The 12,044-nt window shown below is 64.6% G+C and carries 9 protein-coding genes; 6 read left to right on the top strand and 3 right to left on the bottom strand.

Going from position 1 to position 12,044, the window contains the following annotated elements:
• Nucleotides 1-46: 46 nt before the first annotated feature.
• The 4 genes from AC57B1_RS26185 (at nucleotide 47) to AC57B1_RS26170 (ending at nucleotide 3,516) form a co-directional block, all read left to right on the top strand.
• The gene (locus AC57B1_RS26185; RefSeq protein WP_408299604.1) at nucleotides 47-634 is read left to right on the top strand and encodes a nucleotidyltransferase family protein; all 588 of its coding nucleotides are present in this window, start codon (nucleotides 47-49) and stop codon (nucleotides 632-634) included.
• A 138-nt stretch (nucleotides 635-772) separates the two neighbouring features.
• Entirely contained in the window at nucleotides 773-2,302 is a 1,530-nt protein-coding gene (locus AC57B1_RS26180) for a UdgX family uracil-DNA binding protein (protein WP_496419116.1), read from the top strand.
• A 255-nt stretch (nucleotides 2,303-2,557) separates the two neighbouring features.
• Nucleotides 2,558-3,262 carry a PIG-L deacetylase family protein gene (locus tag AC57B1_RS26175; protein WP_408347964.1) on the top strand — a complete coding sequence of 235 codons (705 nt, stop codon included), beginning with the start codon at nucleotides 2,558-2,560 and terminating at the stop codon, nucleotides 3,260-3,262.
• A gap of 101 nt (nucleotides 3,263-3,363) precedes the next feature.
• On the top strand, nucleotides 3,364-3,516 hold the full coding sequence (locus AC57B1_RS26170) for a hypothetical protein (protein ID WP_165614491.1): 153 nt from the start codon (nucleotides 3,364-3,366) through the stop codon (nucleotides 3,514-3,516).
• A 33-nt stretch (nucleotides 3,517-3,549) separates the two neighbouring features.
• Here the strand turns inward: AC57B1_RS26170 and AC57B1_RS26165 are convergent, their stop codons facing one another.
• From AC57B1_RS26165 to aepX, 3 genes are read right to left on the bottom strand one after another with little or no spacing between them, the layout of a single operon-like run.
• Nucleotides 3,550-4,617, bottom strand: coding sequence for a 2-aminoethylphosphonate aminotransferase (locus AC57B1_RS26165; RefSeq protein ID WP_091802901.1), 1,068 nt, complete (start codon nucleotides 4,615-4,617; stop codon nucleotides 3,550-3,552).
• Nucleotides 4,618-4,632: 15 nt separating this feature from the next.
• Nucleotides 4,633-5,796 (bottom strand): phosphonopyruvate decarboxylase, encoded by a 1,164-nt coding sequence (gene aepY / locus AC57B1_RS26160; RefSeq protein ID WP_496419115.1) that lies wholly within the window; start codon nucleotides 5,794-5,796, stop codon nucleotides 4,633-4,635.
• Nucleotides 5,793-7,541, bottom strand: a complete 1,749-nt coding sequence (aepX, locus tag AC57B1_RS26155) for a phosphoenolpyruvate mutase (RefSeq protein WP_496419114.1) — start codon at nucleotides 7,539-7,541, stop codon at nucleotides 5,793-5,795. Before aepX ends, aepY begins: the two co-directional genes overlap by 4 nt.
• Nucleotides 7,542-8,145: 604 nt before the next feature.
• Between aepX and AC57B1_RS26150 the strand changes: the two genes are divergently transcribed.
• On the top strand, nucleotides 8,146-9,687 hold the full coding sequence (locus AC57B1_RS26150) for a methyl-accepting chemotaxis protein (RefSeq protein ID WP_408347953.1): 1,542 nt from the start codon (nucleotides 8,146-8,148) through the stop codon (nucleotides 9,685-9,687).
• Nucleotides 9,688-10,080: 393 nt separating this feature from the next.
• Nucleotides 10,081-11,847 carry a peptidoglycan D,D-transpeptidase FtsI family protein gene (locus tag AC57B1_RS26145; protein ID WP_496419113.1) on the top strand — a complete coding sequence of 589 codons (1,767 nt, stop codon included), beginning with the start codon at nucleotides 10,081-10,083 and terminating at the stop codon, nucleotides 11,845-11,847.
• Nucleotides 11,848-12,044 lie beyond the last annotated feature (197 nt).

Raw genomic sequence — 12,044 nt, 5'->3', positions numbered from 1 at the left:
GTTGCATCGCACAATCGACCTCATCTTTTGCTCCCGGTGTCCGTCCATGGCCTACGCCTCGCTCGCCACTGGCGTGTTGCTCGCCGCCGGCTTCGGTTCGCGCTTCGACCCGGACGGCCTGCACAATAAACTGCTTGCACGTATGCCCGACGGCACACCGGTCGCGCATGAATCCGCGCATCGGCTGCTGCGGGTCGTGACGCGGGTGCTGGCCGTGGTGCGGCCAGGTTCGGACGCGCTCGCGCGGCTGCTCAACGACGCCGGTTGCGACGTGGTGTTCGCGCGCGATGCCGAACGCGGGATGGGCGCGAGCCTCGCGGCCGGCATCGAGGCAAGCGAAGGCGCCGAGGGCTGGATCGTCGCGCTCGCCGACATGCCCCGCATCGCCACTTCGACGATCGAAGACGTGGCGCGCGCACTCGACGGCGGTGCTTCGCTGGTCGCGCCGTTTTATCAGGGGCAGCGGGGGCATCCGGTCGGCTTCGGCATCGAGCATCGCGACGCACTGCTGGCGCTCGATGGCGATACCGGCGCAAAGTCGTTGTTCATGTCGCAACGGGTGACGCGATTGGATGTCGACGATGCGGGCATTTTGCGCGATGTCGATACGCCCGAGGATTTACGCGACGTCTAGGCGTGACGCCCCGGCCGGGGTCGCTGTAACGCGGCAGGCTTGATCCGGACGGGCGTTCAGGCGCATACTGTACATCCATACAGTATTTTGTCCGCGAGGGTTGGCGCTTTACGTTGCGCATGGCCGCGGCGCGCCCGCATGAAACGCATTTCTATCGAACCGACTTTCTCCGCGTGGCGCCGCGCGGCGCGGGAGTTACTGCTGCAAGAGGTCGAGCCGGCGCGGATCGAATGGGTCGAGTGTGATTCGGACGCTTCGAGCCATGCAAGCAATTCGAACCATTCGGGCAATTCGGGCAATTCGAGCCTTTCGACCAATGTCGGCACTCACACCGCCAATGTTCCGGATAGCCCCGCCACCACTCTGGCGGTCGCCGCTCCCGCCGTTCCTCGTGAACTGCTCGCCCGGCTGAAAACCGCGGCCTGCTTCCGCGCCCCGGACCGCTGGTCCCTGCTCTACCGCATTCTGTGGCGTTGGACGCGCGGCGAGCGCCACGTCCTCGATCTGCTGGACCACGACGGCGCGCTGCTCGATCAGCGTATTCGCTCCGTGGAGCACGAAACCGACGATCTACTACTGCTCACCCTGTTCAGGCGGCGCGATCCGTCCATGGGCCTGCCGGAATTCGTCGGCTGGTACGAGCCGCATCATGATCTGCTGGAGCGCGCCGCCACACGCTTCGCCGAGAGGATGGGCGATTCCACGTGGATGCTGGCGACGCCACACGGCGCGGCGTTCTGGAACGGCATGCTGCTGCGAATCGACCGGCCGTTGACGGATAACGGCGAGCACCCTCTCTCCGAGAGCCGGCAGCACTCGCCTGCCATGCAGGTGTTGCCACCGGGCGCCATGGCCGGCGAAGCCACGACCAGCGAACCCACCGAGGCGCTCTGGCTCACGTATTACGCCAGCGTCTTCAACGGCGCGCCGGCGCCCGTGCCACTGCGCTACTGGAGAACCCCGCCCGCGGGCCCGCCGCTGCCCGCGCACCTCGCACGCGAGCGCAGCCGTATCGGCGCGCAGAGCGGCACCGTCACCGTCCCGGACATGCCGCCCATTGAATATTCAGCGATCACGCCACCGTTGCGCGAGCCGACCGGTCCGCTCACCACCTGCCGGCGCTGCGCGTTGTGGCGCAACGCGAAGCAGGCCGTCGCGGGCACCGGTCCCGCTCAGGCGGCGATCATGGTGGTCGGCGAACAACCCGGTGAGCATGAGAACCAGACCGGCGCGCCCTTCACCGGCCCCGCCGGTCAGTTGCTGGACACCGTGCTCGCGCGCGCCGGACTCGCACGCGCGGCGCTGTATCTAACCTATGCCGTCAAGCACCACAAGTGGGAAACGCTCGATCAGCAGCGCGTGCACCGCACACCCGCGCTGCGCGAGGTCGAGGCTTGCCAGTATTGGCTGGAGCAAGAGCTTGAGCGGGTCGCGCCGCGAGTGGTCGTTACGCTCGGCGCGACCGCGCTGAAGGCGCTGACCGGTGCGCACGTCAATCTATCGGAATATCTGGGGCAGACCATCGATCACGGCGGGCGGCTGATCGTGCCGACGTGGCACCCGTCGTATGCGTTGAAGACGGTTGACGCCCGGTTGCGCGAGGATATCGTCGCGGGGATGATGGCGGCGTTCAATCGCGCGGCGGCGCTGGTGGCCGAAGGGGCATAGCGTTCGCGCCTGGCCAGACGATTTTCCAATACAGAAAATCAGCTTAAGCGCTCACCTGACTTCTCAAGGCGTCTTATCAATCACATGTGCACGATCAGGCACGCCACTTGCACCCCACAAAACCGCCGCGCAAGGCACGCCAATTCCGCCTAAGCTGATGTGACGCCGCGTTTTCCCGCGCACCAGCGCGACGCTCGGGGCACAGTCGGCCAACCTCGTGCACAGCCCGCGCGTCGCGAACCCATCACACGTCCCATGAGCGAAACCAGCCCGCGCCTTTTCATCGTCTCGCCCCATTTCGACGACGCCGTTTTCAGCTGCGGCGCGTTGCTCGCCGCGCATCCCGACGCCGCCGTCTGCACGGTGTTCGCCGCGCCGCCCGAGCAGCCGATGCATACCGAATGGGACGCCAACTCGGGCTTCAACGACGCCCATCAGGCCATTCACGAGCGCACGCTGGAAGACAACCGCGCACTCGAAGTGCTCGACGCGATTCCGCTACGCATGCCGTTTCGCGACAGCCAGTATTCGGACTCGCCATCGATCGGCAAACTGGCGGCGGCGCTCGAAGAAACCATCTACCGCACGACCGCGAATACGCTGCTCATGCCGCTCGGCCTGTATCACGACGACCACGTGCGGGTGTTCGAAGCCTGCTGCGAAATCCTGCCGCGCCTGTCGCATCTGACCTGGTTCGGCTACGAGGAAGCAATTCACCGCCGCACGCCTGGCGTGGTGCAGGCGCGGCTCGCCGATCTCGCGCAGCGCGGCATCGTCGCGACACCGGCCCAGCCGAGCGCCAGCTATACGATCGATCCACAACGCCGCGCGCAACTCAAACGCGAAGCCGTCAACGCTTACGAAAGCCAGTTGCGCGCATTCGGCGCGGGCAATTACGACGACATTTTCGCCACTGAGCGTTACTGGCAGCTCAGCGCGGGCCGTCGTGTGAAAAAGTAAGAGACGCGGCGCGCCGGAAACGTCTACGCTTGAAAAGAGCGGCCGGCGTGGGTTCGACCTCGCCGCCCGTACTGTCCTCGTCTCCAGCCAAAGGTGCCGTCATGAGCTACGACATGCATACCAGCCCGATTCCCGATCCCAATGCCGATCCGAACCGCGACCCGGAAGCCGATCCGCTGGTGCCGCCGTCACCCGGCCACCATACCGAAGAACCGCAGCGGCCCGATGGGCCGCCGGACAAAGATCCGGTGTGACCGCGTTGCGCGGCCAGCCACCGGAAGCGCGAATCAACGCGTCAGTTCGCTAAAGCCTTGCAACAGACGGTCGATGTCGGCGGCGTGAATGTTGCCCATCGTCGAGATGCGGAACAGTTCCGCCGACAAACCGCCCTGCCCCGCGTAGATGACGAAGCCGCGCGCCTTGAGCGCGTCGTGCAGTTGCGGATAAGCGACGCCGGCCGGCAGACGGTACGCGCGCAGCACCACCGACGATTGCTCCGGCGGCAACACGCTGCCGATGCCGCGCTCGGCAAGCCCGGCGCGCGCCTGTTCGGCGAGCGCCGCGTAGCGCGCATGACGTGCGCGCCAGCCGCCTTCGTCGGCGAGTTCGCGCAGCGCTTCGACAAGCGCGTAGTACGCATGCACTGAAGGCGTGAACGGCGTGTTGCGCTGATCCTGCAAACGCGCAAGACGTCCGAGATCGAGGTAGTACGTGCGGCTCGCCGCCTCTCCGAGCGCCGCGCGGCGCACCAGCACGAACGACGCGCCCGGCACGCCATGCAGGCACTTGTTCGCCGTGGCCGCCACCGCGTCGAGACTCGTGTCGGTGAAATCGATCGATTCCGCGCCGAAGCTGCTGACGCCGTCCACCAGTAAACGCAGCCCCCGTTCGCGGCACAACGCGCCGAGCGCGGCCAGATCGTTCAGGCGGCCCGTCGTGGTTTCGTGATGGATCACGGCGACGTGCGTGAACGCCTTGTCCGCGTCGAGGCGTTCGGCGATCTTCGCGAGGTCGGGCGCCTGCATCCAGTCGTGCTTCAGCGATTCATGCGCGATCCCGTACTGCGTGGCGATCTGCGAAATACGCTCGCCGTACACGCCGTTTTCCACCACGAGCAGCTTGCCGTTCTGCGGCACCAGCGCCGCGGTCATGCTTTCGACCGCCGCCGTGCCGGAGCCGGTCATCAGGACCGCTTGCCATTCGCCGGCATCGAGGCCGTACAGATCGACCAGACGCGTGCGGGCCTCTTCCTGCAAATCGAAAAACTCGCTTTCGCGATGGCACAGATCCGTCTGCAACAGGCTGTTGCGAACGCGTTCGGTGAGCGTCACCGGACCGGGATTGAGTAGCAGCATGGGCGCTCCTTGACTTCAAGCGGCGCCGATGTGGCGCATGAGACGCGTCTTCACATCCGGCGGAGTAATGGTGGGACGCGGCAGCCCGTCGGGCGTGCCGCGGCGAATGGCCAGACGCACGAAACGCGGACCGTCGAGCGGCGCCGCTTCGAACAGGTCGTCGATCACGGCCGCGTCGTCGCTTTCGAGCGCCGATGCGTAACCGCACGCCGCGGCGACGCCCGCAAACGAAACCTGCGGCGACACCGTCGCCTGCCCCCCCGTGGAGTCATGCGCGCCGTTATCGAGCAGCACGTGCGTGAGATTCGACGGCCCGTATGCGCCGAGGGTCGCGAACGCGCCCATGCGCATGAGCGCGGCGCCGTCGCCGTCGAGCGCGACCACATGCAGATCGGGACGCGCGAGCGCGAGACCCAGCGCGAACGGCGTCACGCAACCCATCGAGCCGACCATGTACAACTGGTTCGGACGGTCGTCGATCGCGTACAGTTCGCGCCCGCAAAATCCGGTCGAGGCGAGCACCACCGTCGATTCGAGCGGCGTGTGCGCGATCACCTTTTTCAAAGCATCGTGACGCGAAGCGAGGTCACTCGCCGCGAGATTCGCGAACCGCGACTGCGGCGCAACGGGCACGCGGCGCTCGCTCGCGCCGCTGTCCTTCAACTCGTACGGCGCCACGCTGCCTTTTTGCATCACCAACGCATACGGGCGGCCGGTTTCATCCATATGCGCGATGGCGCGATCGAGCGCCGGGCCGATTGCGTCGGCTTCGGTCGGGAATGTTTCCCAGGGAATCTCCATCGTGTCGAGCATGGCGGGTGTGACGGGACCCATCAGCGCGTGCTGCGGTTCGTCGGCGACACCGGGCTGGCCGCGCCACGTCACGATCAGCAATTGCGGCAGACGGAACGTCCACGTGAGCGACGTCAACGGGCTCACGGCGTTGCCGAGTCCGGAGTTCTGCATCATCGTGATGCCGCGCCGGCCGTTGCGCGCGCCGAGCGTGACACCCGCGATCAGGGCGACGGCGTCGCCCTCGTTGGCCGCCGATACGTAATGCAGCGACTCGTCCTGCAGCACGTAGTTGATGAACGGCGTCAGATACGAACACGGTACACCCGCGTACCAGTCGAAGCCGCGCTCGCGCGCCGCCTCGACGAACTGGGCCGCCTCGATCATTGCGCCGCTCCCGTTGCTGCGCTGCTTGCGACATTATTCGCCGCGCTGTTCGCCGAGTCACCGACCGCGGCCGCGAACGGCGCTTGTGCATGCGCGAAGTCGCCCGCACGACGGAAGTCCTCGAGATCGTTCACGCCGCGCCAGTGGCCGTGCACGTATTGCACTTCGATCGATTCGCCCGCTTCGATCAGCGCGTTGAGCAACGCGGGCATATCGAGCGACGCGAAATCCGGCCGCGCCTGCAACTGGCGCATGACCGCCTGCAAGCGCTCACGGCCTTGGCCGCGCACGTTCAGCAGTCCGACCCAGCGGCCATGCGGCGTTTGCGACGCGATCGACGAAGCAGCGTCCTGCCCGCTCGACACGTGACGCAGCACGACCTTGTTGCCGAACAGGCCGCGGTCGTCGGCCGCCGAGCACCATGCGAAATCCCGCACGCTGGCGTTTTCCGCGTCGGTCAGCGACGAATCGACCACCACGCTGAACGCCGCGTCGCTCTCCACCAGATCGCGCAGGATATAGCTGCGAAACAGCAGATCGCCATACGAGACGACCGTGTCGCCGGCCAGTTTGTCGACCGCGCAGGCGAGCGACGCGAGCTCGCCGGATTGCGCGTGCTGTTCATTCACGACGAGCTTGATACCGGCCGTGTCGATCGCGTCGGCCCGATAACCGCCGACCACGGTGATGTCGTTCACACCCTGCTTCTTGAAGGCGTCGACGAGCCAGCGCAGCAGCGGCTTGCCGGCGATCGGCAGCATGACTTTCGGACGGTCTTCGGTAACGGCTTCGAGACCCTTGCCGCGGCTTGCCGCGAGCACGACCGCGGAGCCGGCCGCGCGGCCGCTCGACAGGTAGCGGTCTTCGGCTTCCGAGTATTCGTCGGCATCTTGCAGACGGAAGATTTCGTTGACGGCGGCGATGCTGTCTTCGACGTTGACGAGCGTTTCGTTCGCGTGAATTTCCTTGGCGACCGCCTGCATGGCCGAGGTCGCCGCGCGAATCAGATGGTTCGCCCAGATCACCGTGCTGATGCCGGCTTCGCGGAACACTTCGGTCGGCGTGCTGTAGTACTTGGTCGGCACGATCACGAGCGGACCGCGGCCGGCCCATTCGCGCGCGAATTCGAGAATTTCGTCGGGACGCGAGAGCTTGCTGTGAATCAGGATCGCATCCGCGCCGGCCTGCCGGTAGGCTTCCGCTCGACGCAGCGCCTCGTCCATACCCCAGCCGGCGATCAACGCCTCAACACGCGCGACGATCGAAAAGTTTTCATCGGACTGCGAGTCCTTACCGGCTTTGATCTTGCCGCAGAACTCGTCCATATCGGCGAGCGGCTGCGCTTCGCCGTTGATGAAGCTGTTGGTCTTGGGGAATTGCTTGTCTTCGATACACACGCCGGCAATGCCGCGCTGTTCGAGCTTGCGCACGAGTCGGCGCACGTTGTTGAAGTTGCCGTAGCCGGTATCGCCGTCGAGCAGGATCGGCAGGTCGCTCGCGTCGGCCATGAATTCGAGCGTGTCGACGACTTGCGTCCAGCTTGCTTCGTTGTTGTCGCGCACGCCGTATTGCGCCGAGATCGCGAGGCCCGAGCCCCAGATCGCCTTGAAACCGGCTTCGCGGACGATCCGCGCGGACAGGCCGTTATGGGCCTCCATCATGAATTCGAGTTCGTTACTGACGAGCATCTGGCGCAGGCGCGCACTACGGGAAGCGGAGACGAAAGCAGGTTCGCGAGCGTTCATTTTTTTGTACTCCTGGTGGCGGGCTTATTGGTGCTCTTCTTTTGCCCGACTGGCGACTGGAAAATGGCGACTATAGCGGAATTTTTATTTATTCGTCTTTTCCACGACTGCGACTTTCTCCATTTGCGGATAAGTGGAAAAATGTGTCGTTTTTTGCAACCGAGGTAATCCGCCGTTGACTTGGATTTTATTGGCGTTTTGTGGAATCATGACGCAACCGCTCGCCAGGATGCAGACAGGTACTGCGTCGGGTCAGTTTTGTCGATAACCCATTGTGGCGATCTTGAGGTTCCCGATATTCCAATTTTATTTACGAAATTCCTGGACTATTAATATCGATTCAAAATCATCCGCATCTTTATTCGGCTATTCAGGGAACGCCCGATTGAATCAATCAAATAAACGGGCCACTGCGAATCGCTGCATAAAAATGCCATTCCGCCTGTAAAGACTCTTTTTAGTCAGACAAATAAGGATGCCTGACAGCGGGTTTCCCCTGCCCTGCGCAGTCCCTGCCGCCGCGCCGTAAACACAGTCAGCGACAAGCCACTCGCCGCTAGCGAACCCCAACCTGACCGACCACTGTGCGAAAGCAAAAACCGCTATGACTTTGAACAAGAAACTGGCGTCGATGATCGCCGTCCTCTGGATCGGCCTGATCCTGATCGGCGGCTTCGGCGCATGGCAAAACCGCGCCTCGATGATTTCGGACCGCCGCGATCAGTTGCAAGCGCTGATCGACCAGGCCAACCATATCGTCGGCCGCTACTACACGCTCGCGCAACAGCACACCCTCAGCGAAGACGAAGCCAGAAAGCAGGCGCTCGCCACACTGGCGGCCATGCGCTACGGCAAGGACGGCTACATCTCCGTCAACGATTCGCAGCCGGTCATGCTGATGCATCCGTTCAAGCCGGAAATGGTCGGCAAGAACCTCGGGCAGTTCGTCGATCCGGCGGGCAACCATCTGTTTACCGATATCGTCACCGCGGGCAATCGCGAGGGCGGCGGTTTCGTCGACTATCTGTGGGCCAAGCCCGGCAACGATAAGCCGGTGGCCAAAACCAGCTACGCGCTGCACTTCGTCCCGTGGGACTGGTATATCGTCACCGGCATGTATATGGACGACGTACAGAGCGCGTTCTATGCCAATCTGCTGCGCTGGCTCGTGATCACCGTCACGCTCGGCGCGATCGCCACCGCGGTCATGCTGCTGGTGCTGCGCAGCATTCGCCGCTCGCTCGGCGGCGATCTCGAAGCCGCCGTGGAACACGCGCAGCTGATGGCGCGCGGCAACCTCGCCACGCGCGTGCCGGTCCAGCCGGACAGCGCCGGCAGCCTGCTGCACGCGCTCCAGACGATGCAGGCCGGTCTCGTCGAGACCGTGTCGCGCGTGCGCCTCGGCACGGAAAACATCAACATCGGCGCGACCGAAATTGCCGCCGGCAACACGGACCTCTCGCAGCGCACCGAAGAACAGGCCGCCGCGCTCGTCGAAACCGCGTCGAGCATGGACCAGATGACGGTCAACGTGAAGCAGAACGCGGACAGCGCGCAGCAGGCCGCACACCTCGCCGGCCAGGCCGCGGACGTCGCCACGCGCGGCAGCCGCGTGGTCGACGACGTGGTGCGCACAATGGGCGAAATCACCACCAGCTCGCGGCAGATCGGCGACATTATCGGCGTGATCGACGGCATCGCTTTCCAGACCAACATCCTCGCGCTCAACGCGGCCGTGGAAGCGGCTCGCGCCGGCGAACAGGGACGCGGCTTCGCGGTGGTCGCAGCCGAAGTGCGCAGCCTCGCGCAACGTTCGGCCACGGCGGCAAAGGAAATCAAGGCCTTGATCGAGACCTCGACCGATACGGTCGAAGCCGGCGCATCACTGGTCGCCAACGCCGGTTCGACGATGGGCGAGATCGTGCAGTCGGTGCGCCGCGTGAACGAGATTCTCGAAGAGATCAGCAACGCCTCGCGCGAACAGAGCGCGGGCATCGAGCAGGTCAATCGTGCAGTGGGCGAAATGGACCAGGTCACGCAACAGAATGCGGCGCTGGTCGAACAGGCCGCGGCTGCCGCGCATTCGCTGAAGGATCAGGTAGGGGTGCTGCGCGAAGCGATTTCGAGCTTCTCGCTGCCGGCCTGAGCGTTGTCGGACCACTCGGGAACGACACAAGCAGGCACATAAAAAAGAAGGCGCTCAACAGGCAGGGAGCGCCTCTTTAACACGCCGCGTCGGAGTCGACGCATTAATCGAACGAAACGGCCGCGCGGATTTTCAAGTCCGCGCGGCTTTTTTTATGCCCCTGCCCCTGCCCCTGCCCGTTTGCGGCACTCGGCACGCGGCCCTCGGCGGCGGCGCCGTGCGCGACATCGTACCCAACCAATATCAGCTTGCATGAACCTCGCATACAGATTACGTTCTTATTACAATTGGACCGGCATCGGCTGCCGGAGCAGTTGCGCCTGCCACCCAAAGTATTCATTGCCGCTGATCCAGGCGGCACAAGTTAATTGAGCTGTTCGATATCCGCACCCAATGATCCACAAGAAGAAATCCCAGTCTCACGATCCCTACGCGCCCGTCGCGAAGAATCAGTTGCTGGCCGCGCGCCTGCCCATGTGGCGTTCGAAATTCATCGTCCTGCTGGTGTTCGGCGCGTTTGCCTCGCTGGCGGGGCGCGCGTTCTGGGTGCAGGTGGTGAACCAGGATTTCTACGTCGATCAGGGCCAGAAACGCTATCAGCGCACCCTCGAACTCGACGCGACACGCGGGCGGATCGTCGATCGCAACGGCTCGATGCTCGCCGTCAGCCTCGCGACCTATGAAATCTGGGCCTCGCCCAAACTGATCGACGAAGCAGCGGTCGCGCCGCTCTCCAGGCTGCTCGATCTGCCACTCGCGGAGCTGCGCAGGCGTCTGAACGGCGACAAGACCTTCGTTCTGCTCAAGCGGCAGGTGGATGCCGAGACCGCCGGGCATCTGTCCAAACTGGGCCTCGCCGGCATCACGCAGATCGCGGATTCGAAGCGGTTCTACCCCGAAGGCGAATCGGCGGCGCACGTGGTCGGTTTCACGGATGTCGAGGACAACGGCCAGGAAGGCGTCGAACTCGCCGCCAACGAGCAGCTGCTCGGCGTGCCCGGCCAGCGTGAAGTGATCCGCGACCGTCTGGGCCGCGTGGTGTCCGAGACCCGGCCGCTCGTGCCCGCGCAGAACGGCGACACCATCCACCTCACGATCGACCGGCGGATTCAGCAGCTCGCTTACGCGCAGTTGAAGGAAGCGATTGCCAAACATCACGCGGAGGCTGGCAGCGTGGTGGTGCTCGATGCGCGCAATGGCGAAATTCTGGCGCTCGCCAATTATCCGAGCTTCGATCCGAACGACCGCGCCCGCCTGACTGGCCGTCAATTGCGCAATCGCGCGGTGGTCGACACCTTCGAGCCCGGCTCGACGATCAAGCCGGTGGTCGTCGCGCTGTCGATCGACGCGGGCAAAGTGCGGCCACAGAGCATCATCGATACCGCGCCGGGCTGGTACAAGATCGGGCCTGCCGTGATCCACGACACCTCGAATCACGGCGCGATGACGGTCGCCGAAGCGGTGCAGAAGTCGAGCAACATCGCGCTCGCCAAGCTCGCGCTGAACCTGCCGGCCGAGACGATCTGGACCAAGTATCAGGAATACGGGCTCGGCCTGCGCCCTGAGCTGACCTTTCCGGGCGTGGCGTCGGGCAAGGTGCGTCCGTATAAACGCTGGCGTCCGATCGAACAGGCGACCATGGCATATGGCTATGGACTCTCCACCTCGCTGCTGCAGATCGCGCAGGTCTACACGGCCTATGCGGGCGACGGCACGATGCATCACGTGAGTCTGTTGCGTAATGGACCGGGAGCGGGAGCGGGAGCGGGAGCCGCCGCGCAGTCCACGGACAAAGGTCACACGGTCACGACGCCGGCGACCGCGCGCGCCATCCGCTCGATGCTGGAAATGGCGACCGGCGTGGGGGGCACAGGCCGCGCGGCGACGGTGGAAGGCTACCGGGTCGGCGGCAAGACCGGCACGGCGCGCAAACAGGTCGGCGCGAGCTACGCGAAAAACCGCTACCGCGCGCTGTTCGTCGGCATGGCGCCGATGAGCGATCCACGGCTGATCGTCGCGGTCATGATCGACGACCCGGCGGGCAAGGCGTTCTATGGCGGCACGGTGGCCGGTCCGGTGTTCAGCGGCGTGACGGGCGGAGCGTTGCAATTGCTCGGCGTGCCGCCGGATACGCCGGTGGGTGCGAACGGCGTTAGCTGAATGGCCTGAGGTAGACCGTATGAATTGAGCGGCGTGAGTTGAGCGGTGAGTTCAACGGCGTGATCCGCTCGTAGCGCGGCAGGGACCCAGGAAACGCAGTCCTAGCGCGAAGCTCGCATCGCGCCCCATCCTTTCACACGGACGGCAAGCCCGGCAGCGCGATCAGGCACAAGCCATGATGGGCCGAAGCGGCGCGC

This window comes from Paraburkholderia sp. BGA-UO-ETr-F21 (assembly GCF_059567925.1).
Note: the sequence above shows the minus strand (reverse complement) of the source record. Positions and strands in the feature narration are given on the sequence as shown.